The organism is Bradyrhizobium sp. 179 (assembly GCF_023073535.1).
Classification (GTDB): Bacteria; Pseudomonadota; Alphaproteobacteria; order Rhizobiales; family Xanthobacteraceae; genus Bradyrhizobium.
On the sequence record NZ_JADPJR010000072.1, the window covers coordinates 1 to 24998 of the forward strand.

Here is a 24998-nt window from a genome sequence, read left to right on the forward strand (position 1 = left end):
CGATAGGATGATCGAGCAACATCGTCGTCTCCAGGTTGAATGGATGCAACCTCAGTCTGGCCTCAGACTTGGTCGCTATCCACCCCCATGGAATCTTCGCTGCGCTCGCAATGACAGCAGGGATACAGCATCACGCAAAAAGAGGCGGGGTTTGTCCCGCCTCTCTCGCACTCATCATTTCAATTCTGCTTACGCCTGGCTCGCGATTGCCTTGCCGAGCGCGGCTTGCGCCGCAGCCAGGCGGGCGATCGGCACGCGGTAGGGCGAGCAGGAGACGTAGTCGAGGCCGATCGTGTGGCAGAAGGCGACCGAGGCGGGATCGCCGCCGTGCTCGCCGCAGATGCCGACCTTGAGCGAGGCCCGCGTCTTGCGGCCGCGCGCGACGCCGATCTTGACGAGCTCACCGACGCCCTCTTGATCAAGCGCGATGAAGGGATCGACCGAGAGGATGCCCTTTGCCACGTAGGGACCGAGGAAGCTCGCCGCGTCGTCGCGGCTGATGCCGTACGTCGTCTGCGTGAGATCGTTGGTGCCGAACGAGAAGAACTCGGCGCTCTCCGCGATCTCGGCTGCGAGCAGACAGGCGCGCGGCAGCTCGATCATGGTGCCGACCTGATAGGCGAGCTTCGTATTCGTCTCGCGCATCACCGCCTGCGCAGTCGCATCGATCCGCGCCTTGACGAGGTCGAGCTCGGCCTTGGTCGCGATCAGCGGGACCATCACCTCGAGACCGACGGCCTTGCCGGTGCGCCTCTGCGCCTCGACCGCGGCCTCGAAGATCGCGCGCGCCTGCATCTCGGCTATTTCAGGATAGGCAATCGCGATGCGGCAGCCGCGGAAGCCGAGCATCGGATTGAACTCCGAGAGCTCGCGGGCGCGGTCGGCCAGGCGCCGCGGATCGGTGTTCATGGCGCGCGCCACCTCCTCGACCTCGGCATGGGTGTGCGGCAGGAACTCGTGCAGCGGCGGATCAAGCAGGCGGATCGTGACGGGAAGACCCTTCATGATCTCGAACAGCTCGACGAAGTCGGCGCGCTGCATCGGCAGCAGCTTGGCGAGCGCGGCACGGCGCGCCTGCTCGTCTTCGGAGAGGATCATTTCGCGCACCGTGCGGATGCGCGTCTCCTCGAAGAACATGTGCTCGGTTCGGCACAGGCCGATGCCTTCGGCGCCGAACTTGATCGCGGTGCGGGCATCCTCGGGCGTATCGGCATTGACGCGCACGCCGATCTTGCGGACCTGGTCGGCCCAGTTCATCAACGTGCCGAACTCGCCGGACAGCTCCGGCTCGATCATCGGCATGCGGCCGGCGAGCACCTGGCCGAGCGAACCGTCGATGGTGATGACGTCGCCGGTCTTGAAGGTGCGCGAGCCGATGCTCATGGTACCGCGGCCGTAGTCGACGCGGATGGTGCCGCAGCCGGAGACGCAGGGCTTGCCCATGCCGCGCGCGACCACCGCTGCGTGCGAGGTCATGCCGCCGCGCGTGGTCAAGATGCCTTCGGCGGCGTGCATGCCGTGGATGTCTTCCGGGCTGGTCTCGATCCGAACCAGGATCACCTTGCGTCCGTCGGCCTGGAGCTTGGCCGCCTCGTCCGAGGAGAACACGATCTCGCCGGAGGCCGCTCCCGGCGAGGCCGGCAGGCCGGTCGCGATCACGTCGCGCTTGGCATCGGGATCGATGGTCGGATGCAACAGCTGATCGAGCGAGGCTGGATCGATCCGGGTCACCGCTTCCCTTTTCGAAATCAGGCCTTCATTGGCGAGCTCGACCGCGATGCGCAGCGCCGCTTTCGCAGTGCGCTTGCCGCTGCGGGTCTGGAGCATCCAGAGCTTGCCCTGCTCGACCGTGAACTCCATGTCCTGCATGTCGCGGTAGTGCTTCTCGAGCAGCGTGTAGATCCGCGTCAGCTCCTTGAAGGCCTCCGGCATCGCCGATTCCATCGACGCCTTGTCGGAGCCCGATTCCTTCCGCGCCTCCTCGGTGATGTCCTGCGGCGTGCGGATACCCGCCACCACGTCCTCGCCTTGCGCGTTGATCAGGAATTCGCCGTAGAGCTTGCTCTCGCCGGTCGAGGGATTGCGCGTGAAGGCAACGCCGGTCGCGGAGGTATCGCCCATATTGCCGAACACCATGGCCTGCACGTTGACCGCGGTGCCCCAGGATTCTGGAATGTCGTGCAGCTTGCGGTAGGTCACCGCGCGCGCGTTCATCCAGGAGGAAAACACCGCGCCGATCGCGCCCCAGAGCTGGTCGTGCGGATCCTGCGGGAATTCCTTGCCGGTCTCGCGCGCGACCGCGTCCTTGTACTTGCCGACCAGCTCGACCCAGTCGTCTGCGGACAGATCGGTGTCGAGCGTGTAGCCCTGGCTGTCCTTGAAGGTGTCGAGGATTTCCTCGAAATGATGATGCTCGAAGCCGAGCACCACGTCCGAATACATGGTGATGAAGCGGCGATAGCTGTCATAGGCAAAGCGGCGGTCACCCGACAGCTCGGCCAGCGCTTCCACGGTCTGATCGTTGAGGCCGAGATTGAGCACGGTGTCCATCATGCCCGGCATCGAGGCGCGCGCGCCGGAACGCACGGAGACGAGCAGCGGGTTCTTGGTGTCGCCGAACACTTTGCCGGTCAACTTGCCGACATGCTCCAGCGCCTTCTCAACCTGCGACTGCAGTTCCTTCGGATAGGTCTTGTCGTGTGCGTAGAAGTAGGTGCAGACCGAGGTCGGGATGGTGAAGCCCGGAGGTACCGGCAGGCCGAGATTGGCCATCTCGGCGAGGTTGGCGCCCTTGCCGCCGAGCAGGTCACGCATTTCCGAGCGGCCTTCGGCCTTGCCGTCACCAAATGTGAACACCCATTTGCCGGCCTTGGCCGCTGCTGGCGCCGCCTTGGCGGACGGAGTCTTCTTGGGTGCGGGCTTTGCAGCGACCTTCGGCAGAGCCGCCCTGGTCACAGCTTTTGCCGCCGGCTTGGCAGCGGGCTTTGCGACCGGCTTCGGCGCGCTTTTGGCCAGCGCCTTGCGGGCCCGCGGCGCAGCCTTTGCGGCGGTGGAGGACTTTGATTTCGCTGGCATTTTTTTGGGCTTCGAGGCGGCTTTGGCCATAGCTTGCACACAACCTGCGAGAGGAATGGGAAATCGCGGGCCTTACACCACTTTGGGCGGGCCCGCGCAAGTCGGACAGTTCCGAAAAGTGAACGCCTAGAAGCGGAGCCACTTCAGGAGCCCAAGCCCGATCGCGCCATTCACGATGAGAAAGATCGCGACGATCAGATTGAGGAGTCGCGGCATGATCAGGATGAGCACGCCCGCAATCAACGACAGGATCGGCGAAATGTGGGCGACGGTGATGTGCATGAATTATCTTTCTGTGGAGGTGGACGAATCGCGGGCGGATCATAGCGGCCCCGGTTCCGCGAGTAGAGACGCGGAAAGCCGATGCGAGTTCCCGGCTTCTCGAAAACTGCCCGAAATTGCCGCGGATACGGCAGGCCTTTTCCCGGAACATTGCGAAGTCGCATGCATTGGCCACCGGTTGCGCCACTGGCGCTTGCCAAACATCACATCGAAGGAGTTGCCCATGCGGAACAGGATTCTTGCCCTTGCAGCGCTGGGCGTTGCGATCGGCTCGCCCCTTGCGGCACAGGCGCAAAGCGATGTCACGGTGGGACGCGCGCCTACCGTGGTCGACAGCGCCCCCAGCATTGCCGTCGACCAGCGGCCGGCCTTCCGCGACTATGTCGTCGAACAACGTGTGCCGCCCTTCCGCATTCCGGATCGCGTGGTGGTCGGTGCCACCTTACCCGAGAGCGGCGTCACGTATTATGACGTGCCGCAGCGTTTCGGCGCCACCACCTATCGCTACACCGTCGTGAACGGCGAGACCGTGCTGGTCGAACCGCGCTCGCGCCGCATCGTCGAGGTACTGGACTGAGACTGAGATCGACTACTTGAGATCGACTAGATGTCCGGCGCGCCACATCAGGCTGGCGCGAGCAGTGTTAAATCGGACATCAGGCCCCGCCCGGTCCTCCCCCCGCCGGGCGGGGCACTTTTTGCGTGCCACATCAACAGCCGTCATTCCGGGCTCGCGCCAAGTGGCGCGCCCCGGAATGACAGCGGTGGTAAAGGCGCTACTGCCCGTCAATCCTGGATCTTCGAGAAATCCGCCACCGCCCGCGTGGCGCTGCGAATCTCGTTCAGCAGCTTCAACCGATTCTCGCGCACCTTCCCATCGTCGTCATTGACGCGAACCTTTTCGAAAAACGAATCCACGGGCGGACGCAATTTCGCCAGAGCGCTCATGGCCGCGGCAAAGTCTTCCTTGGCGACGGCAGCGCTCGCCTCCGCCTTGACCTCGCCGATCGCTTTCGCCAGCGCCTTCTCTTCATCGAGGCTGTAGAGCGCAGCATCCGGCGCCCCGTCGAACGTGCGCTTGTCCTTCTTCTCCTCGATCGAGAGGATGTTGCTGGCGCGCTTGGTGCCGGCCAGCAGGTTCTTGCCGTCGTCACTGTCGAGAAACTTGCCCAGCGCCTCGACGCGGCGCACGATCATCAGAAGATCGTCCTGGCCGCCGAGCGCGAACACGGCATCGACGAGATCGTGGCGCGCGCCCTGCTCGCGGAGCTGGACCTTGAGGCGGTCGGCGAAAAAGGCGAGCAGGTCTATCGGAAGCTTTTGCGCATCGGCCGGCTTGACCGACAAACCGGCGAGTGCGGACGCCGCCACCTTCATGACCGACAAACGCAGCGCGTTCTCGGCAATCAACCGGATCACCCCGAGGGCAGCTCTCCGCAGCGCATACGGATCCTTGCTCCCCGTCGGCTTTTCGTCGATAGCCCAAAAGCCAACGAGCGTATCCATCTTATCGGCGAGCGCCACAGCAACGCTGACCGGATCAGTCGGCACGCGATCGGCAGGGCCTTGCGGCTTGTAGTGCTCCTCGCAGGCGGCGGCGACCGAGGCGTCCTCGCCCTGCGCCAACGCATAATACTTGCCCATCAATCCCTGCACCTCGGGGAATTCGCCGACGACTTCGGTCAGCAGATCCGCCTTGGCCAGATGCGCGGCGCGCGTTGCCTTGCCGACGCCGGCGCCGACCAGCGGCGCGATCTCGGCCGCCAGGCGCTCGATGCGCTTGATGCGCGCGGCCTGCGTGCCGAGCTTCTCGTGGAACACGATCTGCTCGAATTTCGGCAGCCGCTCCTCAAGCTTGGTCTTCAGATCCGTTTCATAGAAGAACTTCGCATCACTGAGCCGCGCGCGGATGACGCGCTCGTTGCCGGCGATGATGGTCTTGCCGCCGTCCGTCGCCTCGATATTGGCGACGAGGATGAACTTATTGGCGAGCTTTCCGGCGTTATCCGTATTCTTGGGATCGCTGACGACGAAGCACTTCTGGTTGTTGCGGATGGTGGCGCGGATGACTTCCGCGGGCGTTGTCAAGAATTCCGGCTCGAACGAGCCCATCAGTACGACCGGCCATTCGACGAGGCCGGCGACCTCGTCGAGCAGGTTCTGGTCCTCGACGAGCTCGAACCCTTGCGCGAAGGCGAGCTGCTTGGCGTCGGTGAGGATCGCATCCTTGCGGCGCTCAGGGTCGAGCACGACCTTTGCGGCGAGAAGTTTGGCCTCGTAATCCTCGAAACGACGCACGGAAATCGCCGCGGGTGCGAGGAAGCGATGGCCGTAAGTGGTTTGGCCGGCCTCGATGCCGTCGACCGAGAACTTCACGACGTCGGGCTGTTCCGTCTCGAGCCCGAAAGTCGCGGTGATTGCGTGCAGCGGACGCACCCAGTTCAGCGATCCGGGTTTGCCGGAGCGCGCGCCCCAGCGCATCGCTTTCGGCCAGGGGAAGGTGCGGATGATCACCGGCAGGATTTCCGCGAGCACGTCGATCGCGGCGCGGCCGGGCTTCTCGATCAGCGCAATATAGAAGTCGCCCTTCGGATCCCGTTGGATCTTGGCTTCGTCGAGCGAACTCAAACCGGTAGCCTTCAGAAAACCCTGCACGGCCGCATCGGGCGCGCCAATTTTCGGTCCGCGGCGTTCGGTCTTGAGGTCCGGCTGGCGCGCAGGGATGCCGTGCACGGTCAGCGCGAGGCGGCGCGGCGTCGCGAACGCCTTTGCGCCCTCGTAGACGAGGCCTTCGGCGACCAGCTTGTCGGTGACCATGCGGCGCAGATCGTCGGCCGCCTTGGCCTGCATGCGCGCGGGGATTTCTTCCGAGAACAGTTCGAGCAAAAGATCGGGCATCAGGCAGCTCCGCCCGCTTCAGTATGGATCCAGGCTTCGCCACAGGCCTTGGCCAGCTCGCGCACGCGCAGAATGTAGCTCTGCCGCTCGGTCACGGAGATCACGCCGCGTGCATCGAGCAGGTTGAAGACGTGGCTCGCCTTGATGCACTGGTCATAGGCCGGCAGCGCCATCAGATGCTGCTTGCTGTTGCCGCCTTCGCGCCAGCCGGCCTCGAGATATTTCCTGCAGGCCGCTTCGGCCATCCTGAACTGCTCGAACAGCATCGCGGTGTCGGCATGTTCAAAGTTGTGCCGCGAATATTCCTGCTCGGCTTGCAGGAAGACGTCGCCATAGGTGACCCTGGCGGCGCCATCGCGGCCGTTGAAGTTGAGGTCGTAGACGCGATCGACGCCCTGCACATACATCGCCAGGCGCTCGAGCCCGTAGGTGAGCTCGCCCGCCACCGGCGCGCATTCGAAGCCCGCGACCTGCTGGAAATAGGTGAACTGGCTGACTTCCATACCGTCGCACCAGCATTCCCACCCGAGGCCCCAGGCGCCCAGCGTCGGGCTCTCCCAATCGTCCTCGACGAAGCGGATATCGTGCACGGCGGAATCGATGCCGATCGCGGCGAGCGACTTCAGGTACAGCTCCTGAAGGTTCGGCGGCGACGGTTTCATGATCACCTGGAACTGGTAGTAGTGCTGCATCCGGTTCGGGTTTTCGCCGTAGCGACCGTCCTTGGGTCGGCGCGAGGGCTGCACATAGGCCGCGTTCCACGGCTTTGGCCCGAGCGCGCGCAGGGTGGTCGCCGGATGAAAGGTGCCCGCGCCCATCTCCATGTCATAGGGCTGCAGGATCACGCAGCCCTGCTCGGCCCAGAACCGCTGGAGCGCGAGGATGAAGCCCTGGAACGAGCGTTCCGGGCGCATATGGGCGGGCAAGGAGGCGTCCATCGTCAGATCAGGCTCTCGCGGGGGGTTTTGAATCGCGCGGGACCGTATCGGCGGCGGGGATGGGAATCAAGGCGAAGGGGGAGAAATGGCAGTCATTCCGGGGCGATGCGCAGCATCGAACCCGGAATCTCGAGATTCCGGGTTCGCCCTAGGGCGCCCCGGAATGACGGTGCGTGTGAAAGCCAGAACCACCTATCCCGGGCGGTAAGCTCCGGTCACGGGGTCACGTTTCAGCGTCGGGATGTCCCCCATATGGGCGGCTTCGGTGACGCGCGACAAGCGCATCTCCTCCAGCTCCTGGTTGATCCGGACAGCGGTCTTGTAGGCCCAGCGGACCACGGCAAGCCCGCCCAGCACGCCCGCGAAAGCGACGAACGGCGGCATCGGTCGATCCTTGTCTAGTGCTCAGCCCCCACGCGCATTGTTGCGCAGATGGACCTGCGCCGCAATCGGAGGGTCGAGGGGCCAAATGGCGCGGGAGTGCGAGCCCTAGAACCCGAATTTCGCCCAAATCGCCCGCGTCTCGACCGCCGAGATCAGCTCATCCGGCAGACCGGCCATTGATTCCAGCGCCGAAAGCTGACCCGCCCCGGGCGATTTCCGGCCCAGAAGACCGGACAACAGACCGGTCGGCTGCGCGATCACAGGGGTGAGAACCTTCTCGCCGTAGCGGGCACGAAGAGTTGAGCGGAGATCGCCGATGCTGTCGGCGAGCCCCAGCGCGACTGCGCTCTCGCCCGCCCAATATTCGCCCGTGAACAGGGTGTCGTCGGTGCCTCTCAGGCGCCCGCCGCGGCTGTCCTTTACCAGGGCAATGAAGATCTGGTGGATCTCGCGCTGGATCGCCTTCAGCTTCGCTACGTCATCAGGATTTTCCGGGAGGAACGGATCGAGCATCGCCTTATGGGCGCCGGCGGTGTAGAGGCGCCGCTCGACGCCGAGCCGCTTGATCGCCTCCTGGAAACCAAAACTGCCACCGACCACGCCGATCGAACCGAGGATCGAAGAGGGATCGCAGATGATCTCATCGCCGGCACAGGCGATCATGTAGCCGCCTGAGGCGGCGACGTCCTCGACGAAGACCAGCACGGGCAGCTTCTTCTCCGCCGCGAGCTGCTTGATGCGCAGGTAGATCTGGCGCGACTGCACCGGCGAGCCGCCGGGCGAATTGATCACCAGCGCCACCGCCTTGGCGTTGCGATGTGAAAACGCCCGCTCCAGCACGCGCGCTATGCCCGCGAGCGTCATGCCAGGGCGCAGCGGCGTCACTGCGCCGATCACGCCGGACAGCCGCACCACGGGCACAATTGCCGTGCCGGGCCGGAAACGCGCCGGCAGATATTGCATGAGCTTGTCGGCCAGGCCGGAACTCTCACGATCGTTCAAATCTTCGGCCATGCCGTTACCTCTGTTTAACCATTTTTTATCACGCGACTGTCATTGGAAGTGCCTGGAACGTGTTTTGCAGATTTCCCGTTGGGAGGCTGCAATGAGGCAGCGGAGAACGCCATGAAAATCTATTTGCTGATGCTGCTGATCGGTGCGCTGTTCATGGCGATCCGCCTGACGACGCCGCAGGAACAGCAGTCGGAATCGCTTCCGCAATAAGCGATCACGGCTCCGCCAGCGGCAAGACCGCCCTTCCCTCCAGAATCTCCTTCACCTCTTTTTTAGGCACGCCCGACTCGTCATTGAGCATGAGGCCCGGCAGCACTCGCGCCGGCGCCCGGCCGCCTTTGACCGCGCGCACCAGCACCCGGATCGCCGGCCGCCCCGCCTCACCGTGAACTGGCAGGATCGACAGACTGCCGAAGCCGCGTGACAGCGCTGCCAGGACGTCGGCGATCCCATCTGCACGCCAGATCAACGTCAGCACGCCGTTCGATCGGAGGATGCGCCGCGCCGCATGCACCCATGCATTCAGCGTCTCGTCGCGCGCGACATGGGCGGTGTGACGTGCCTGGTCCGGCGACCCGCGATGCCGAACCGGATCGTTGAAAGGCGGGTTCATCAGCACCACGTCGACGCTGTCGGGCACGAGACCATTTGCCGCAAACGCCTGCGCATCGGCAGTGACGTCGAGCACGATCGTCTCGGCGGCAATTCCATTCGCCGCCGCGTTGGACCGCGCAAGCTCTGCCAGCACCGGATCGATCTCGACCAGGCCGAGCCGCAATCCAGCCACGCGCCTGGCAAGCGCGAGGCCCGCCACACCGATGCCGGCGCCGAGATCGATCGCGCGATCGCCCGCCTTGGCCGTGGTCGCCGCCGCAAGCAGGATGGCGTCGTGTCCGGCGCGATGGCCGGATCGCTTCTGCTTCAGGCGCAGCTGCCCGCCGAGAAAGGCGTCTTCGGTGATATCGGCTGCGGCCTCAATCATCGCCGCGCAATTCGTGGCTGAGGCCGGCCTCGGTGAGAAGCTGGCGGGCCTCGACGGCGTCATCCTCATGGACCAGGATCCGCCGCGGCAGAATGCCGAGCGAGCCCTCGATGATGCTCATGTTCTGGTCAAGCACCAGATGATGGATATTGGCACCGTCGAGCAGCGCGCCGATCGCTGACACCAGCACCATGTCGTTGGTCCGAACCAGTTCACGCAAACGCAGGTCTCCTGCCTGAAAAAGAGGGAAGCGGCAAATGTCAATGGTTCCGCGGCACTTGCCGCATCCGCCACCAGTTTCTATTGTCTTTCCATCAGAATAGCCCTTCCGGGGCAAATATTGGAGACCGGCGTGGCCGTCATCGTACCTTTCGAAACTCCGGGCGCGTCGATCGAAGAGCTGGTTGCCCTTGTCGCCGGTGACATGGAGCGCGTCAACGCCACGATCCTGTCGCGGACCGGTTCTGATGTGACCATGATCCCTGAGGTCGCCAATCATTTGATCTCCTCCGGGGGAAAACGCCTGCGGCCAATGCTGACGCTCGCCATGGCCAACCTCGCCGGCTACACCGGCGACGGCCACATCAAGCTCGCCGCCTCCGTCGAGTTCATGCATACCGCGACCCTGCTCCACGACGACGTCGTCGACGAAAGCGAGATGCGCCGAGGCAAGCTGTCTGCGCGCATGCTCTGGGGCAACGAGGCGAGCGTGCTGGTCGGCGACTTCCTGCTCGGCCAAGCCTTCCGCATGATGGTCGAGGTCGGCTCGCTGCGCGCGCTGGACATCCTCTCTGCGGCCGCCGCGACCATCGCCGAGGGCGAGGTGATGCAGCTCGCCGCGGCCAAGAACACCGCGACCACCGAGGACGAATATCTCGCCGTGATCCGCGGCAAGACGGCCGAGCTGTTCGCCGCCGCCTGCGAGGTCGGCCCCGTGATCGCCAACCGCCCGAAGGCGGAACAGACTGCCTGCCGCTCGGTCGGCATGAATCTCGGCATCGCCTTCCAGCTCGTCGACGACGTGCTCGACTATGGCGGCAAGAGCGCCAAACTCGGCAAGAACACCGGCGACGATTTCCGCGAAGGCAAGATCACGCTGCCGGTCGTGCTCGCCTTCCGCCGCGGCAACGACACCGAGCGCGCCTTCTGGATTCGGGCACTGGAGCGCGGCGACGTCGGCGATTCCGATCTCGATCACGCCATCGGCCTGATGAACAAGCACCGCGCGCTGGAGGACACGCTGAGCCGCGCCCAGCACTACGGCGCCATGGCTGTGGACGCGCTGGCACTGTTCCCGTCCTCGCCGATGAAGAGCGCGCTGGAACAGGTCGTGGCGTTCTGTCTGGCGCGATCACATTAGGCGTGACCGCCCGACGCGCTCTCCACTCGTCAACTGCCGCGGTGACGATCTGGATTGCTGCTTCGCTCCGCTCCCAATGCCGGAGCGTTAGAGGCAGCATCGCACTCCCTTCCGTGTCCCGGACTGCAACGCTCGTCGCGTGGCCGCGCAGGGCCGGGACCCACGCGGCACGCGCAGCTCTCAGCAAGATGGGCCCCGGCGCTGCGCTGCGTCCGGGCGCGAGAGCGGTCCGGCAAGTGCCCGCCGCACATTCCGACCAGACGCGCTGTCTCCCACCGAACCGCTTTAGCCATCATATCACTTACGCTGCTCGCGCCTGCTGCTGCCTGCCCCAGTCACTTGCCTTTTGCAAGTCACTCACCTACCTTGCTGCCATGCAGCCCAAATCTCCCTCCATCCTGGAATGCCCTGTCGGCCGCGCCGTGGAGACGGTCGGCGAATGGTGGAGCATTTTGATCCTGCGCGATGCGTTTCAGGGCGCGACGAAATTCGACGAGTTTTCGCAAAGCCTCGGGATCGCGCCGAACATCCTGTCGCGGCGGCTCGCCCATCTCACCGAGAACGGCATGTTTGTTCGCCGCCGCTATCATGAGCGGCCGCCGCGCTACGAATATGCGCTGACGGACAAGGCGCGGGATTTCTTTCCCGTGATCGTGGCGCTGCTCGCCTGGGGCAACAAGCATCTCGCTCCGAAGGGCGAAGCCATCCTGCTGGCGAGCCGAGACGAGATCCGCCCGTTCGATCCTGTCGTCGTCGATGCCGCCGACCTGCGTCCGATCACGCTCACCAATGCAGTCGTCATCGCCGGTCCACGCGCCAGCCGCGGGATGCGCAAACGACTCGCTTCACTCAAGGCCATGAACCCGGCCGTCGCGCCGTCTGGAGACTGACATGCGTCGTATCGTCGTGACGGGAATGGGCGCGGTGTCGCCGCTTGGCTGCGGTGTCGAGCGGTCTTGGCGCCGGCTGTTGGCCGGTCAAAGCGGGCTGCGCCCTCTGCCCGAATGGGCGCAGGTACTGCCGGCGCACATCGCCGGGCTCGTGCCCGACAAGGCCGATGATGCCGAAGCCGGCTTCGATCCCGCACAGGCGGCTGCGCCAAAAGACCAGCGCAAGATGGACCGCTTCATCCTGTTCGCGCTGCTCGCCACCGCAGAAGCAGTGTCGCAGGCCAAATGGATGCCGCAGGACGCCGCGGCGCTGGCACGGACCGCGACGATCATCGCTTCCGGCGTCGGCGGCTTTCCGGCGATAGCAGAGGCGGTGCGCATCACGGAGCAGCGCGGCGCGCGCCGGCTCTCGCCCTTCACGATCCCCTCGTTCCTCGCCAATCTCGCCGCTGGCCACGTCTCGATCAGATACGGCTACAAGGGACCGCTGGGCACGCCCGTCACCGCCTGCGCGGCCGGGGTCCAGGCGATCGGCGATGCCGCGCGCATGATCCGCGCCGACGAGATCGACGTCGCAATCTGCGGCGGTGCGGAGGCCTGTATCGATATCGTCAGCCTCGGTGGCTTTGCTGCGGCACGTGCGCTGTCGAGCGGCTTCAACGATGAGCCTGCACGCGCCTCGCGCCCGTTCGATCGCGACCGCGACGGTTTTGTGATGGGCGAAGGCGCCGGCATCCTGGTGATCGAGGAACTGGAGCATGCTCTGGCGCGCGGCGCGGCGCCGATCGCGGAGATCGTCGGCTACGGCACGACCGCGGATGCCTATCACATGACCTCGGGTCCGCCCGATGGTGATGGCGCCCGCCGCGCGATGGAGATCGCGCTTCGGCAGGCGAACCTTGCGCCCGCGGATGTACAGCACCTCAATGCCCATGCGACATCAACGCCCGCCGGCGACGAGAGCGAGCTTGGCGCTATCGCCGCGCTGTTCGGCCGTGACCGCGGCATTGCCGTAAGCGCGACCAAATCGGCCACCGGCCATCTGCTCGGCGCCGCCGGCGGATTGGAGGCGATCTTCACCGTGCTCGCTTTACGCGACCAGATCGCGCCGCCGACGCTCAATCTCGAAAACCCGGATCCTGGCGCTGATGGCATCGACATCGTCGCCGGCGCAGCGCGGCCGATGCCGATGCAGAGCGCCATCTCGAACGGCTTCGGCTTTGGCGGGGTCAATGCCAGCGTGATCTTCCGCCGGATCGGCTAAACGAGGGGCCTTGCAATCGCGTCAGGCTTCGCTACCAAAACACAATGATCACGACGAATTTCTGGCTGTTCCTGGCGGCAGCTTGTCTCATTGCCGCCGTTCCCGGCCCCGGCATCTTCTATGTCGCGGCACGGACATTATCGGAGGGACGCGTCAGCGGTTTCGCATCGACTGCGGGCACGGCGCTGGGCGGACTGGTTCATGTGGTGGCGGGTAGCCTCGGCATCTCCGCGATCATCCTGGCCAGCGCCGAACTGTTCGCCGCAGTGAAATTTATCGGCGCGCTCTATCTGGTCTGGCTCGGTATCAAAACTTTTCGCAGCACCGGCCGGGCGCTGTCGCTCGCGAGCGAGCCCATCGGCGACAATCGCGCCTTTCGCGACGGTGTGCTGGTGGAGGCGCTGAACCCGAAGACCGCCGCCTTCTTCCTCGCCTTCATTCCACAGTTCCTCGATCCCGCAGGATCGGACCCCACGCTGCAATTCGTCCTCCTCGGCGCAATCTCGGTGACGCTGAATACGCTCGCCGATGTGGTGGTGGTGCTGATGGCAGCAGCGACGCGCAAGCAGCTGATCGGAAGGCCGCATCTGATGCGGCGCCTCACGCAGGGCTCGGGCGTCTTCATCGCCGGCCTCGGCCTGTCGCTCGCGCTGGCACGGCGGCCGGCAAATGGCTAGCGCCCCGCAAAGCCGGTTCTATGAATCGCACGGCCTGCGGCTGCATTGCGCAGACTGGGGCAACGAGGGCGCACCCATCGCCATCCTCGTCCATGGCGGCCGCGATCATTGCCGGAGCTGGGACGTCATCGCCGGATCGCTGCAGCCGCATTTCCACGTGCTCGCACCCGACCTGCGCGGACACGGCGATTCCGATTGGACCCGAGGCGGCAGCTACGCGCTGACGGAATATGTCTACGATCTTGCCCAGCTCGTCCGCATCATTGCTGCGCCGCAGGTGACGCTCATCGGCCATTCGATGGGCGGCATGGTCAGTCTGATCTTTTCGGGCTCATTCCCCGAGCTGGTCTCCAAGCTCGTCGTCCTCGACGGCGTGACCATGTTGCCGGACACGCCGAAGCCGCCGGTGCATGAGCGCATCGGCAAATGGGTGGCGCAGCTCGACAAGCTGCACGACCGCACGCCGCGCCGCTATTCGACGCTCCAGGCCGCAGCCGCGCAGATGATGCTTCACAACAAGCGGCTGTCCCGCGACCTCGCGCTGCATCTCGCCACGCATGGCGCGCGGCAGAACGAGGACGGCACCTATAGCTGGAAGTTCGATCACTACCAGCGCGCCAGTGCGCCGCACCGGCTCTGGCCAGACGACCACATCGAACTGTGGGCGCGCATCGCCTGCCCGACGCTGCTGCTCAATGCCGGCGAAAGTTTTCTGGCCGGCGCAAAGGCAGCGGGCCTGGAGAGGTATTTCCAGAACGCGCGCATCGAGACCGTCGCCGGGGCGGGACACTGGCTGCAGCATGACAAGCCGCAAGAGGTGCTGACTGAGATCCGGCGGTTTCTCGGGCTCGACGAGCAAAGTGCGGATTAGCTTGCTATCGTAGCCTTCATGAGCGCAGCGACATGCAGGGCGCGGCAAGAAAGAGGCCCGGATCGCCTCGCTCATCCGGGCTGCGCAGCGTCTCCAGGAAAATACTAGCTAGCTCAACGTTCCCGCATGCACCCACCAGCCGGGATGATCGCGCCGGATCTTTTCGGCGGCGGCATAGGCATCGGCCGGCGTGCCATAGATCGCAAAGCACGTCGCCCCGGAGCCGGACATGCGGGCGAGCTTGACGCCGGCAGAGGCACGCAAGGCTTGCAGTACCTTGCCGATCACCGGCTCGATGCGCATCGCGGGCGCTTCGAGGTCGTTGGCGACGGTCTCGAGAACGTTGACCCAGTCAGCGATCGAGGCGCCCTCCTCCGGCCAGGCCGGAGCGCGGATGACGTCGGTGACGCCGACCAGGAGCTCGCCGTTGCGCAGACCCAGCGCCTGGAACACGTCCTTGGTCGCGACCGGCACCCGCGGATTGACCATGACGCAGGGCATGCTCGGCAGCGCGAGCGGCAGCAGTTGCTCGCCGACTCCGGTCATGTCGCAGGCGCGCGAGAGCAGGCACACCGGCACGTCGGCGCCAGTTGCGAGCGCGACCTTCTGGAGACGGGGATCATCGAGCGATAAGTCGTTAAGACGGGCCAAGAGCCGAAGCGCCGCCGCGGCATCCGCCGAGCCACCGCCGATGCCGGCCGCGACGGGGAGCACCTTGTCGAGCACGAAGGCGCCCAGCTTCAGGCCCGGTACGGCCTCGGCCAGAAGCTTGGCCGCCTTGAGCACGAGATTGTCGGCGTTATCGCCGCAGGCTGTGGCCAGCGGTCCGGTGGTGGTGAGCTTCAACTCGCCGCCGGGCTCCAGCGTCAGCCGGTCGGCGCAGTCGGCAAACGCAACCACGCTTTCGAGATCATGATAGCCGTCGGCACGACGGCCGACGACGCGAAGGCTCAGATTGACCTTCGCCCGCCCCTCTTCAATCAACGCCGACATCGGCGACACGCCCCCAGAACCTACGTCTTTCCTTCACATGATCTTGCCGAAAAAGCGCTACACGATTTCCGGATCACGCGCTCAGCTCAGCCGCCCTTGCCGTCATCCTTCTTCTTCTCGGCCTGCGCCGCCGAAGAGTTCGAATTGTCGTCCGGCAGACCGTTGGCGATCTTGGCCTCGATCTTCGGCAGTTCTTCCGGCTCGGGCTTGAGATCGCGCGCATGCGACCACTGGAATTTTGCTTCCAGCGTGCGGCCGACGCGCCAGTAGGCGTCGCCGAGGTGATCGTTGATGGTGGGATCCTCGGGCTTGAGATCGATCGCGCGTTCGAGGTTCTTCACCGCCTCCTCGTAATTGCCGATGCGGTAATAGGCCCAGCCGAGGGAGTCCACGATATAGCCGTCGTCGGGACGCTGCTCGACGGCGCGCTTGATCATCTTCATGCCTTCGTCGAGATTCACGCCCTGGTCGATCCAGGAATAGCCGAGATAGTTTAGGACGTGCGGCTGGTCGGGCTGAAGCTCGAGCGCCTTCTTCATGTCGGCTTCGGCCTTGGCCCACTGCTTGGAGCGCTCCTCGCAGATGCCGCGATAGTAATACCAGACGCTGTTGGCCTTGTCGTTGCCGGGCGGCAGCACCTCGATGCCTTGCGAATAGGTCGCGCCGCAGTCGCCGAACCGCTTGCGGCCGCGCTCGATATTGCCGAGCGCCATGATGGCTTCGAGGTCCTTGGAATCCTCCGACGTGACGCCCTTGAGGATCTTGATCGCCTCATCGGTGCGGTCGGCGGAATCGAGGTCGATGGCGAGCTGGATCTGCGCGTTGCGCTTGAGCGGCGAGGACGAGGGCACGCGCTCATAGACCTTGATCGCCATCTGCGGCCGCTTCACCGATTCATAGAGGTCGGCAAGCGAGAGCAGCGCCAGCGGATGGCTGGGCTGGAGGTAGAGCGAGAGCTGGAGATAGACCAACGCCAGATCCTCGCCGCCGCGGCGGGTCAGCGTGGCGCCGATGCCGTAGAGCGCTTCGGCGGCGCCGGCTTGCGCGGAATCGACGAGCGGCGGCATCTTCTTGCCGGCCTTGGTCTCGCGCAGGCCTTCCAAGATCAGCGGATGACGGGCGAGCTTCTTGTCGAAAGCCTGGTAGACGGTGGTCGCCGCGGCGGAATCCTTGTTGCGCGACAGCCAGCGCGCATAGGCCTCGGTGATGCGCAGCATGGAATCGTCGAGCTTGTAAGCGCGCTCGAAGCGGGTGCCGGCGTCCTTCTCCTTGCCGGAGAGCTCGAGGATCATGCCGGCGTGCAGATCCTTGAACAGCGGATACCATTCCGGACCGGCCAGCTTGTCGATGGCGGCGACACCGCCCTTGGCATCGCCCGCACCATAGGCGGCCCAGCCCGACAACAGCGTGGCGACGAGATCGGTGATCGGGCCGCGGATCGACTGGTTGATGTTGGTTTGCGCCGCCGCGTACTTCTTCAGCTTGAGATCGTGAACGCCGACGACGAGCCGCGCGACGCGGTTGGTCTTGTCGATGGTGAGGATGCGCTCGGCGAGTTTGACCGCCTCGTCGATGTCGCCGTCGGCGACCGAGGAGATGAAGGCACGGTCGAGCAGTTCGTTGTTCTTCGGATCGGTGCGCAGGGCCGAGCGGTAGAACGCCGCGGCCGAGGTCGCGTCGCGCTCGACGCTGGCGTGGCGGGCGGCGAGATAGCTGCCGGCGCCGGTGAGCGACTTCAGATCGTTCCGGGTCGGAAACTGCGCCGCCGTGTTCTCCGGGTGATCCGGCGTCTGCGCTAGGACCGCGCCGGGGACCGCCACGATCGCGGTGCCCATGAAGGCGATGGCGGCAGCAGTCCAGCGGTTGAAACGATTTGAAAACATCAGGGCTCGCCTTGAGTTGGTAGTGCCTGGGTTTGCAGCAGAGGCCATGTCGCATGCGAACGCGGCCGGTGGCATCGGGACCCGGAACCGTCAGGCCGACAATGCCGCTTTTGGCGCCTCGCCGCAAGGATTCGGACCGGGCGATCCCCGCCGCACGTCCCAACGCGGCCAAGTGAATCCGCCACCAGCGCCCCAAGACGCCGCTACTATGGCCTTATCGTGGCCGCCGGCCGCTCCGGCGGCCCCCGGTTTCACGCGAACGTGCGTCACATTGCCGGGGGTCGCGTAACCCCGGCCACATCCGGTCTGGATACGTGATCCCGGCTTACATTGCCTCGTAATTCGGGCCGCCACCGCCCTCCGGGGGAACCCAGGTAATGTTGCCGTTGGGGTCCTTCACGTCGCAGGTTTTGCAGTGGACGCAATTCTGGGCGTTGATCTGGAAACGCGGGCCAGACCCCTCCTCAATCCACTCATAGACGCCGGCCGGGCAATAGCGGCTCGAGGGACCGGCAAACACGTCGTGCTCCGAGGTCTTCTGGAGGTTCATGTCAGCGACCTTGAGATGGATCGGCTGGTCCTCCTCGTGATTGGTGTTGGACAAGAACACCGAGGACAGCTTGTCGAAGGTGATCTTGCCATCCGGCTTCGGATAGTTCTTCGGTGCATGCTGCTTGGCCGGATCGAGCGTGGCGCGGTCATGCTTGAGATGCGATTGCGTGCCGAACAGCGAGGCCCCGAACAGCGTGTTGCACCACATGTCGAAGCCGCCCAGCGCGACGCCGAGCACGGTGCCGAACTTCGACCACAGCGGCTTGACGTTGCGGACCAGGAACAAATCCTTGCCGACCGACGAGGAACGCCAGGCGTTCTCGTATTCCACGAGCTCGTCATTGGCGCGCTCGGCCGCGATCGCCGCGGCGACGTGCTCGGCGGCGAGCATGCCGGTGCCCATCGCATTGTGCACACCCTTGATGCGCGGCACGTTGACGAAACCGGCCGCGCAGCCGATCAGCGCGCCGCCGGGGAAGCTCAGCTTCGGCACCGACTGGTAGCCGCCCTCGGTGATGGCGCGCGCCCCGTAAGCGAGCCGCTTGGCGCCATCGAAAGTGCCGCGGATCGAGGGATGGGTCTTGAAGCGCTGGAATTCGTCGAATGGGGACAGATAGGGATCGTCGTAATTCAGATGTACGACGAAGCCAACGGCGACGAGATTGTCGTCGTAGTGATAGAGGAATGAGCCACCGCCGGTCTTCATATCGAGCGGCCAGCCGAAGGAATGCTGAATCAAGCCCTTCTGGTGCTTGGCGGGATCGATCTGCCAGACCTCCTTGAGCCCGATGCCGAATTTGGGCGGTTCGGCCTTGGCGTCGAGCGCGAATTTGTTGATGAGCTGCTTGGTCAGGCTGCCGCGCGCGCCTTCGGCGAACAGCGTGTACTTGCCGAGCAATTCCATGCCGCGGGTGAAGGAGTCCTTCGGCTTGCCGTCCCGGCCGATGCCCATGTCGCCGGTGGCGATGCCCTTGACCTTGCCCTCCTCGTCATAGAGCACTTCGGCCGCCGCAAAGCCCGGATAGATCTCGACGCCGAGCGCCTCGGCCTTGCGCGCCAGCCAGCGGCAGACATTGCCGAGCGAGCCGATGTAGCAATGATGATTGTCCATCAGCGGCGGCATCATGAAGTTCGGCAGCTTGATCGCGCCGCCGGCCGTCATCCAATAGAAGCGATCGTCCTTCACCTGGGTTTTCAGCGGGCAGTCGGCATCCTCGCGCCAGTCCGGAACGAGCTTGTCGAGCCCGGCCGGGTCGATCACGGCGCCGGAGAGAATGTGCGCGCCGACCTCGGAGCCCTTCTCCACGACGACCACGTTGAGATCGGCGTTGATCTGCTTCAGCCGGATCGCAGCCGACAGGCCCGAGGGGCCGGCGCCGACGATGACGACGTCGAATTCCATGGATTCGCGAGGAGGGAGTTCTTCGGTGCTCATCTGATCTCAGCCCTTGAGACGGTCCTTGGTCGATTGCGCCCTCTTGTTTCCGATTTTTCCGGGTAGGACAACCTCGGAAATACGTTTCGCCGGGGTGCAAGACCGCCCAAGCTGATATAAAAGTCAGACTTTCCCATGATCCCCGAACCCGCACCCACCATCCGCGAGCTTCTCGCCTTCTATCTGGAGGCGGGTGTCGACTGCGCGCTCGCCGAGGAACCGATCGACCGCCTGGCGGAATTAGAAGCCCCGCCACCGGCCCCGCGCGTGGCACCGCCGGTCGAGCCATCGCGGCCCGCCGCCGCGCCGACGCTCATGCGCGGCGAGGCAGCCCCTGCGCCCGACGTCGCGATTGCTTCCGCACGCGAGGCCGCGCGCACGGCGCCGACGCTGGATGCACTGCGCGAACTGATGCAGAGCTTCGAGGGCTGCGCGCTGAAGCACACCGCGACGCGGCTGGTGTTCGCCGACGGCAATCCTAAGGCGCGCATCATGTTCGTCGGTGAGGCGCCCGGGCGCGACGAGGACATCGAGGGACTGCCCTTCGTCGGGCGCAGCGGCAAGCTGCTCGATCTCATGATCGGCGCAATCGGGCTCAACCGCACCACCGCCTATATCGCCAACGTCATTCCCTGGCGGCCGCCCGGCAATCGGACGCCGACGCCGCAGGAGACGCAGATCTGTCTGCCCTTCATCCAGCGTCAGATCGAGCTGGTCAATCCGGATGTGCTGGTGACGCTCGGCAATCCCTCGACGCAGACGCTGCTCGGAACGCGCGAAGGCATCATGCGCACCCGGGGCCGCTGGTTCGACTACGACACCGGCCAGCGCACCATCCGTGCGCTGCCGACATTTCACCCGGCGTACCTGCTGCGCTCGCCGTCCTACAAGCGGCTGGCCTGGCAGGATCTGCGCGCGGTTGCGAAGGTGCTGGCGCAAGGCGCGGTGTAACCACACCCACCCGTCATTCCGGGGCTCGCGAAGCGAGAGCCCGGAATCCATCGAGCGGCAGAGTGAGCGGATGAATGGATTCCCGGCTCGCGGCTTCGCCGCGCCCCGGAATGACACTGACCTACGCCCCCTTCGGCCGCACGATGGCCCAGCCGATGCGCAAAAGCTGCTGGCGGCCGGTTACCAGCCATTCGAAGGCGCGCGGGACTTCCGGGACGATGTTGGGAAATCGTTTGAGGATCTCCGGCGGCGGGGTGCCGGCGGTGTCGGAGGCGCGCCAGACCACGACGCCGCCGGTCTCGCTGAACTTGGCCTGATTCATCCACGGCGTGCGCGCAGGATCGGCGTCGATGAAGAGGTGCGGCCGGCCGGAATGCAGCGCGATCAGGCTCGCAAGCTGGGTCTCGCCGGCGACCGCGCGCAGGCGATGATTGGTGCGGCGGGCGAAGCTCTCGTCGAAGAAATCCGAGATCGCGCGCGCCGGCATCGAGGTTGCGATCTCGCCGGTGCCGGTCCAAGGCATGATCAGGACGGCGAGCACGACGCCGATGGCGGGCGCGATGATTGCGGCGGCCCAGACCATGCGCAGCATCCGCGCGCGGCGCATCGCGATGAGATCCCCTGCGGCGACCATCACGGCAAGCCCGGACATGACCAGCATGACACCGGCGCCGCCGACGACGGATTCGAGCCCGAGCAGGCCGGAGATCAGCACCGCGCCGAGTGGCGGCGCCAGCGCGAAGAAATAGACGAAGTTGCTCGCGAGCGGCTCGACCGGCGGGCGATAGATGATCGGCGGCTCCTCGCCCTTGCCGGCGAACATCCCGGTGTTGAGGAAGATCAGCGCCGGAATCGCCGCCGCCCCAAGCACGAGCCCGCCGAGCAGCCAGGCTGCGTGCAGGACGCCGGCGTTGAGCTCCGAAAGTTGCGGCAAGGCCGGCATCGTCAATGTCTCGGCGCGCATCAGCCACATCGCATAGGGCAGCGCCAGCACGGCGACGACGATCAGCGCGAATAGCGGATCGAGCCCGCGCAGCGCCCTGCGGCCGCCCGCGGTCGAAATCGCGAAGACGACGATCAGGAGGAGGAGGAAGATCGCGGCGGGCGTCGTGAGCAACAACAGGCCGGCCTCGATCGACCAGGCGAACCAGGCATTGCTGCGGCGCTGGCCGATGATCTGCCAGGAGTGCAGCAGCAGCAGCGCCCAGAGCGGCCGTGCCAGCACCAAGGGTCCGAAGTCGAGCGCGGACGAGGAGAAGGCCAGCACGGTCATGGTCAGCAGCACGGCCAGCACCGCCTGCTGTGAGCCGACGACGGCACGAGACAGATGAAAGAGCGCGATGAAGGTCGCGATCTCGCAGAGCTCAGCGAGCACATACACGCCGAACATGTGACCGCCGGCGACGCGATAGGCCATGTCGGCGAGCCAGACCGGCAGCGGCGGGCCGAGATCGGTGCCGACCTGGTACTCGCGGCCGAAGGCCAGCAGCGTCGCCAGACTGCCGGGCGGGCTGCGGTAGAACACCAGCGCCACGAACAGCCACATCGCCGCCTGGAGCAGCACGGCGATCCACACGATCAGCCGCGGCCGGGCGCGAATGAGCTCGATGACCAGGGAGGTAAACCGCATGCAACGTCCGAAAGATGCAGCCAACCCGTCCAGCCGGCCCTGTTCGCTCACACCTGTTTTGATAAAGGGCGCTGCGCGTCGTGGCAACCGCCGCAAGTCGTCATGCCGGGCTTGACGGATGGGGGAAGCTGCGGAGGAAACCTAGAGATTCGCAGACGCGTCGATCTCGATTTGGGCTTCCACCTGCACCTCGACCTCCGCGACAGAGAACAGATCCTGCGCCGGCTCGACGGTCCAGGGCATGTGCTTGGCGCGGGCGGCGGCGACGGGGGCGAAGAAGCTGCGGTGGTGGATGGAGGGGCCGAGGCGATCCAGCGCGTCGAGATGCTCGGGGACAGCGTAGCCCTTGTGCTGCTCGAAGCCGTAGCCGGGGCAGTCCTGCGCCAGCGCGCACATCAGCCGGTCCCGCGTCACCTTGGCAACGATGGAGGCGGCCGCGATCGACAGCACGATGCCGTCACCACCGATCACGGCCTCGCAGTCGCATTCCGTATCGAGCTGGTCGCGGCCGTCGACGAAGACGTGGCGCGGCGCCTCGGGCAGCGCCACCACCGCGCGCTTCAGCGCCCATAGCGAAGCACGCAGGATGTTGTCGCGGTCGATCCGCGCGGGCGAAGCCACCGCGACCGAGACCTGCGCGGTGGCGCAGATCTTGTCGAACAGTTTTTCGCGCTCCTCGGCCGTCAGGCGCTTGGAATCATCGATGCCACGGGGAATGCGGTCGGGATCAAGGATCACCGCCGCCGCCACCACGGGGCCGGCGAGCGGTCCGCGACCGGCCTCGTCGCAGCCTGCGACCGGCCAGACGCCGCGCTTGATCAGCGCGCGCTCACGACGGAAGCTCGGCGGGGCCACGGCAATGATGCCTTTCCGGCCGGCGCTTTTGCCGGTTAAAGCCTGAACCTCCGACGCCTTGGCTTGCGGAGCCTTGGCTTGCGACGCCTTGCCTTCCGACGTGTTGGCAGGCGCAGCTTTCTTCGCACCGTCTTTTTTAGGCGTGTCTTTGGCCGGCTTCTTGGCGGACTTGTCCCGAATCATGGTGGGGATCGTGCGCAAGCGGCTTCGCCAGCGCAACCTGGAACCCGAGACAATTCCCGTTATTCAGGTGGGCCGCCCTATTCCGCCAAATGCACCCGTCGGTCCTCGCCCACCTCGATGCCGGGTGCGATCACGACTTCCCAGGGGTGGCCATCGGGATCGGTGAAATAGCCGGAATAGCCGCCGTAACCGGTCTCGTGCGCCGCTTTCAGCAGCGCTGCACCCTTGTCGACAGCGAAAGCCAGCACCGTATCGACCTCCTCGCGCGTCCGGCAGTTCCAGGCGAGCGTCATCCCACGAAATGCCGGCGGTCTTGGATTGTCCGGCAACCCGGCGTCGGCGGCGAGCTGATCCCAGGGATACAAGGCGAGCACCGGACCACCGGTGTCGTAGAATGCGACCGCCTCACCGGTCGCCTTGAGCAGGCGCGAGAAACCGAGCGCCTCGTAAAAGGCGATGCTGGCGCGGATGTCGCTGACACCGAGCGTGACGACGGTCAGCCGCGGCACCGGCACGGTGGCTTCCTCACTCATGCTACGCCTCGTCCACTTCGCGATCACAACAGGCTGAGCTGATCGCCGTTCCGCTTCGGCCGCGCGAAGTGATCGGTGGTCAGCTTGGAGCGCCGCTTGTTGAGGCCGAGCCGGTCGCAGGCGATCTCGAAGCGACGGCCGATGGTCCAGGCCATCGGGCCGGTCCCCTTCATCCGCTCGCCCCATTTCGCATCGTAGTCGCGGCCGCCGCGCATGTCGCGGATCAGCGTGAAGACGTGGCGGTAGCGGTCTGGATAATTCGCCATCAGCCATTCGCGGAACAGATCGCGGACCTCGAGCGGCAGCCGCAGCAGCACGTAGGAGGCTTCCTTGACGCCGGCATGGGCTGCGGCATCAAGAATGCGCTCGATCTCGGAATCGTTCAGCGCGGGGATCACGGGCGCGACCATCACCGTCGTCGGAATGCCCGCCTCCGAGAGCTGCTTGAGCGCTTCCAGTCGCTTCGGTGGCGTCGCCGCCCGCGGCTCCATGGTGCGCGCGAGCTTCGGATCGAGCGAGGTAACCGAGATCGCGACCTTGGCGAGGTTACGCTTGGCCATCCGCGCGAGAATGTCGATATCGCGCACCACCAGCGCCGATTTGGTGACGATGCCGACGGGATGCCCGGCGCGCTCCAGCACCTCTAGGATGCCTCGCATGATCTTTCGCTCGCGCTCGATCGGCTGATAGGGATCGGTGTTGGTGCCGATCGCGATCATCCGCGGCTCGTAGCCGCTGGCAGCGAGCTCCTTCTCGAGCAGCGCCGGCGCCTCGGGTTTGGCAAACAGTTTTGACTCGAAGTCGAGCCCGGGAGACAGGCCGAGATAGGCGTGCGTCGGCCGCGCGAAGCAATAGACGCAGCCGTGCTCGCAGCCGCGATAGGGATTGATCGAGCGGTCGAAACCGATGTCGGGGGAATCGTTGCGGGTGATCACCTTGCGCGAGGTATCGATCCCGACCGTGGTCTTGAACGGAGGCAGTTCCTCCAGGCTCTGCCAGCCATCGTCGAAGGCGACGCGGGCCTCGGCCTCGTAACGGCCGCTCGCGTTGGACTGGGCGCCCCGCCCTCGCCTGCGTGCGCGGTCGATGGCAACGCCAAGCTCGGGAAAATCGGCAGGAAAATCAGAAGGCGCACCCGCCGGCTCGGAGGGCGCCGTAACCGGCGGGTGCTTGAGGGCACGAGAAGATGCTCGACTCATGAAGCCAACATAGCATGCGCCCGGAACAAATCAAGAACAAGAGCAAAAACGCGAAAACAACCCCATGCACAGTAGCGCTGCCCAAACTTCGGGCGCGCGCCCTTGACCTGACGCAACACCGGCGGGCGGCGATCCCGTTTCATGGCGAA

At 65.3% G+C, this 24998-nt stretch carries 22 protein-coding genes; 7 read left to right on the top strand and 15 right to left on the bottom strand.

Going from position 1 to position 24998, the window contains the following annotated elements:
* Positions 1–189 precede the first annotated feature (189 nt).
* On the bottom strand, positions 190–3105 hold the full coding sequence (ppdK, locus tag IVB12_RS17725) for a pyruvate, phosphate dikinase (protein ID WP_247300858.1): 2916 nt from the start codon (positions 3103–3105) through the stop codon (positions 190–192).
* A gap of 96 nt (positions 3106–3201) precedes the next feature.
* Complete coding sequence (locus IVB12_RS17730; protein ID WP_008562090.1) at positions 3202–3357, bottom strand: DUF3096 domain-containing protein; 156 nt, start codon at positions 3355–3357, stop codon at positions 3202–3204.
* Positions 3358–3580: 223 nt separating this feature from the next.
* Here IVB12_RS17730 and IVB12_RS17735 point away from each other — a divergent pair, with 223 nt between their 5' ends.
* Positions 3581–3934 (top strand): DUF1236 domain-containing protein, encoded by a 354-nt coding sequence (locus IVB12_RS17735; RefSeq protein WP_247279670.1) that lies wholly within the window; start codon positions 3581–3583, stop codon positions 3932–3934.
* Positions 3935–4143: 209 nt separating this feature from the next.
* Here IVB12_RS17735 and glyS read toward each other — a convergent pair whose 3' ends face one another.
* The 6 genes from glyS to IVB12_RS17765 all read right to left on the bottom strand — a co-directional run bounded on the left by glyS (position 4144) and on the right by IVB12_RS17765 (position 9793).
* Positions 4144–6255, bottom strand: coding sequence for a glycine--tRNA ligase subunit beta (gene glyS, locus IVB12_RS17740; protein WP_247300859.1), 2112 nt, complete (start codon positions 6253–6255; stop codon positions 4144–4146).
* On the bottom strand, positions 6255–7193 hold the full coding sequence (locus tag IVB12_RS17745; protein ID WP_247300860.1) for a glycine--tRNA ligase subunit alpha: 939 nt from the start codon (positions 7191–7193) through the stop codon (positions 6255–6257). Before IVB12_RS17745 ends, glyS begins: the two co-directional genes overlap by 1 nt.
* 192 nt (positions 7194–7385) lie before the next feature.
* Positions 7386–7577, bottom strand: coding sequence for a hypothetical protein (locus IVB12_RS17750; RefSeq protein WP_247300861.1), 192 nt, complete (start codon positions 7575–7577; stop codon positions 7386–7388).
* Positions 7578–7682: 105 nt separating this feature from the next.
* Complete coding sequence (locus IVB12_RS17755) at positions 7683–8591, bottom strand: S49 family peptidase (protein ID WP_247300862.1); 909 nt, start codon at positions 8589–8591, stop codon at positions 7683–7685.
* A 214-nt stretch (positions 8592–8805) separates the two neighbouring features.
* Positions 8806–9573 carry a methyltransferase gene (locus IVB12_RS17760; RefSeq protein ID WP_247300863.1) on the bottom strand — a complete coding sequence of 256 codons (768 nt, stop codon included), beginning with the start codon at positions 9571–9573 and terminating at the stop codon, positions 8806–8808.
* Positions 9566–9793: a DUF2007 domain-containing protein gene (locus tag IVB12_RS17765; protein WP_166817884.1), complete on the bottom strand. Its 228-nt coding sequence runs from the start codon at positions 9791–9793 to the stop codon at positions 9566–9568. The genes IVB12_RS17760 and IVB12_RS17765 overlap by 8 nt, the downstream gene beginning before the upstream one ends.
* A 132-nt stretch (positions 9794–9925) precedes the next feature.
* On the opposite strand from IVB12_RS17765, the gene IVB12_RS17770 reads away from it, so the two are divergent.
* The 5 genes from IVB12_RS17770 to IVB12_RS17790 all read left to right on the top strand — a co-directional run bounded on the left by IVB12_RS17770 (position 9926) and on the right by IVB12_RS17790 (position 14635).
* Complete coding sequence (locus tag IVB12_RS17770; RefSeq protein ID WP_247300864.1) at positions 9926–10933, top strand: polyprenyl synthetase family protein; 1008 nt, start codon at positions 9926–9928, stop codon at positions 10931–10933.
* A gap of 374 nt (positions 10934–11307) precedes the next feature.
* Positions 11308–11823, top strand: coding sequence for a helix-turn-helix domain-containing protein (locus tag IVB12_RS17775; RefSeq protein ID WP_247300865.1), 516 nt, complete (start codon positions 11308–11310; stop codon positions 11821–11823).
* Between the two features lies 1 nt (position 11824).
* Complete coding sequence (gene fabF / locus IVB12_RS17780; RefSeq protein ID WP_247300866.1) at positions 11825–13087, top strand: beta-ketoacyl-ACP synthase II; 1263 nt, start codon at positions 11825–11827, stop codon at positions 13085–13087.
* A gap of 44 nt (positions 13088–13131) precedes the next feature.
* Positions 13132–13764: a LysE family translocator gene (locus IVB12_RS17785; RefSeq protein WP_247300867.1), complete on the top strand. Its 633-nt coding sequence runs from the start codon at positions 13132–13134 to the stop codon at positions 13762–13764.
* Positions 13757–14635 carry an alpha/beta hydrolase gene (locus tag IVB12_RS17790; RefSeq protein WP_247300868.1) on the top strand — a complete coding sequence of 293 codons (879 nt, stop codon included), beginning with the start codon at positions 13757–13759 and terminating at the stop codon, positions 14633–14635. The genes IVB12_RS17785 and IVB12_RS17790 overlap by 8 nt, the downstream gene beginning before the upstream one ends.
* A gap of 108 nt (positions 14636–14743) precedes the next feature.
* On the opposite strand, the gene IVB12_RS17795 is transcribed toward IVB12_RS17790, so the two are convergent.
* The 3 genes from IVB12_RS17795 to IVB12_RS17805 all read right to left on the bottom strand — a co-directional run bounded on the left by IVB12_RS17795 (position 14744) and on the right by IVB12_RS17805 (position 19498).
* Positions 14744–15628 (bottom strand): 4-(cytidine 5'-diphospho)-2-C-methyl-D-erythritol kinase, encoded by an 885-nt coding sequence (locus IVB12_RS17795; protein WP_247300869.1) that lies wholly within the window; start codon positions 15626–15628, stop codon positions 14744–14746.
* 86 nt (positions 15629–15714) lie between these two features.
* Positions 15715–17511, bottom strand: coding sequence for a tetratricopeptide repeat protein (locus IVB12_RS17800; protein WP_247300870.1), 1797 nt, complete (start codon positions 17509–17511; stop codon positions 15715–15717).
* A gap of 325 nt (positions 17512–17836) precedes the next feature.
* A complete protein-coding gene (locus tag IVB12_RS17805; RefSeq protein WP_247300871.1) occupies positions 17837–19498 on the bottom strand; it encodes an electron transfer flavoprotein-ubiquinone oxidoreductase in 1662 nt (553 codons plus the stop codon).
* Positions 19499–19633: 135 nt separating this feature from the next.
* Here IVB12_RS17805 and IVB12_RS17810 point away from each other — a divergent pair, with 135 nt between their 5' ends.
* Entirely contained in the window at positions 19634–20449 is an 816-nt protein-coding gene (locus IVB12_RS17810; protein ID WP_247300872.1) for a uracil-DNA glycosylase, read from the top strand.
* Positions 20450–20570: 121 nt separating this feature from the next.
* Here the strand turns inward: IVB12_RS17810 and IVB12_RS17815 are convergent, their stop codons facing one another.
* The 4 genes from IVB12_RS17815 to IVB12_RS17830 all read right to left on the bottom strand — a co-directional run bounded on the left by IVB12_RS17815 (position 20571) and on the right by IVB12_RS17830 (position 24849).
* Positions 20571–22079, bottom strand: a complete 1509-nt coding sequence (locus IVB12_RS17815) for a glycosyltransferase family 39 protein (RefSeq protein ID WP_247300873.1) — start codon at positions 22077–22079, stop codon at positions 20571–20573.
* Positions 22080–22220: 141 nt separating this feature from the next.
* The gene (locus IVB12_RS17820) at positions 22221–23117 is read right to left on the bottom strand and encodes a ribonuclease HII (RefSeq protein WP_247300874.1); all 897 of its coding nucleotides are present in this window, start codon (positions 23115–23117) and stop codon (positions 22221–22223) included.
* Between the two features lie 77 nt (positions 23118–23194).
* The gene (locus tag IVB12_RS17825; protein ID WP_247300875.1) at positions 23195–23650 is read right to left on the bottom strand and encodes a VOC family protein; all 456 of its coding nucleotides are present in this window, start codon (positions 23648–23650) and stop codon (positions 23195–23197) included.
* 23 nt (positions 23651–23673) lie between these two features.
* Complete coding sequence (locus tag IVB12_RS17830; RefSeq protein WP_247300876.1) at positions 23674–24849, bottom strand: PA0069 family radical SAM protein; 1176 nt, start codon at positions 24847–24849, stop codon at positions 23674–23676.
* Positions 24850–24998 lie beyond the last annotated feature (149 nt).

What these genes read in the sequence shown, in the direction of transcription:
- ppdK (WP_247300858.1), bottom strand. Translation starts at nt 3,105, where the DNA reads ATGGCCAAAGCCGCCTCGAAGCCCAAAAAAATGCCAGCGAAATCAAAG.
- IVB12_RS17730 (WP_008562090.1), bottom strand. Translation starts at nt 3,357, where the DNA reads ATGCACATCACCGTCGCCCACATTTCGCCGATCCTGTCGTTGATTGCG.
- IVB12_RS17735 (WP_247279670.1), top strand. Translation starts at nt 3,581, where the DNA reads ATGCGGAACAGGATTCTTGCCCTTGCAGCGCTGGGCGTTGCGATCGGC.
- glyS (WP_247300859.1), bottom strand. Translation starts at nt 6,255, where the DNA reads ATGCCCGATCTTTTGCTCGAACTGTTCTCGGAAGAAATCCCCGCGCGC.
- IVB12_RS17745 (WP_247300860.1), bottom strand. Translation starts at nt 7,193, where the DNA reads ATGGACGCCTCCTTGCCCGCCCATATGCGCCCGGAACGCTCGTTCCAG.
- IVB12_RS17750 (WP_247300861.1), bottom strand. Translation starts at nt 7,577, where the DNA reads ATGCCGCCGTTCGTCGCTTTCGCGGGCGTGCTGGGCGGGCTTGCCGTG.
- IVB12_RS17755 (WP_247300862.1), bottom strand. Translation starts at nt 8,591, where the DNA reads ATGGCCGAAGATTTGAACGATCGTGAGAGTTCCGGCCTGGCCGACAAG.
- IVB12_RS17760 (WP_247300863.1), bottom strand. Translation starts at nt 9,573, where the DNA reads ATGATTGAGGCCGCAGCCGATATCACCGAAGACGCCTTTCTCGGCGGG.
- IVB12_RS17775 (WP_247300865.1), top strand. Translation starts at nt 11,308, where the DNA reads ATGCAGCCCAAATCTCCCTCCATCCTGGAATGCCCTGTCGGCCGCGCC.
- fabF (WP_247300866.1), top strand. Translation starts at nt 11,825, where the DNA reads ATGCGTCGTATCGTCGTGACGGGAATGGGCGCGGTGTCGCCGCTTGGC.
- IVB12_RS17785 (WP_247300867.1), top strand. Translation starts at nt 13,132, where the DNA reads ATGATCACGACGAATTTCTGGCTGTTCCTGGCGGCAGCTTGTCTCATT.
- IVB12_RS17790 (WP_247300868.1), top strand. Translation starts at nt 13,757, where the DNA reads ATGGCTAGCGCCCCGCAAAGCCGGTTCTATGAATCGCACGGCCTGCGG.
- IVB12_RS17795 (WP_247300869.1), bottom strand. Translation starts at nt 15,628, where the DNA reads ATGTCGGCGTTGATTGAAGAGGGGCGGGCGAAGGTCAATCTGAGCCTT.
- IVB12_RS17800 (WP_247300870.1), bottom strand. Translation starts at nt 17,511, where the DNA reads ATGTTTTCAAATCGTTTCAACCGCTGGACTGCTGCCGCCATCGCCTTC.
- IVB12_RS17805 (WP_247300871.1), bottom strand. Translation starts at nt 19,498, where the DNA reads ATGAGCACCGAAGAACTCCCTCCTCGCGAATCCATGGAATTCGACGTC.
- IVB12_RS17810 (WP_247300872.1), top strand. Translation starts at nt 19,634, where the DNA reads ATGATCCCCGAACCCGCACCCACCATCCGCGAGCTTCTCGCCTTCTAT.
- IVB12_RS17815 (WP_247300873.1), bottom strand. Translation starts at nt 22,079, where the DNA reads ATGCGGTTTACCTCCCTGGTCATCGAGCTCATTCGCGCCCGGCCGCGG.
- IVB12_RS17820 (WP_247300874.1), bottom strand. Translation starts at nt 23,117, where the DNA reads ATGATTCGGGACAAGTCCGCCAAGAAGCCGGCCAAAGACACGCCTAAA.
- IVB12_RS17825 (WP_247300875.1), bottom strand. Translation starts at nt 23,650, where the DNA reads ATGAGTGAGGAAGCCACCGTGCCGGTGCCGCGGCTGACCGTCGTCACG.
- IVB12_RS17830 (WP_247300876.1), bottom strand. Translation starts at nt 24,849, where the DNA reads ATGAGTCGAGCATCTTCTCGTGCCCTCAAGCACCCGCCGGTTACGGCG.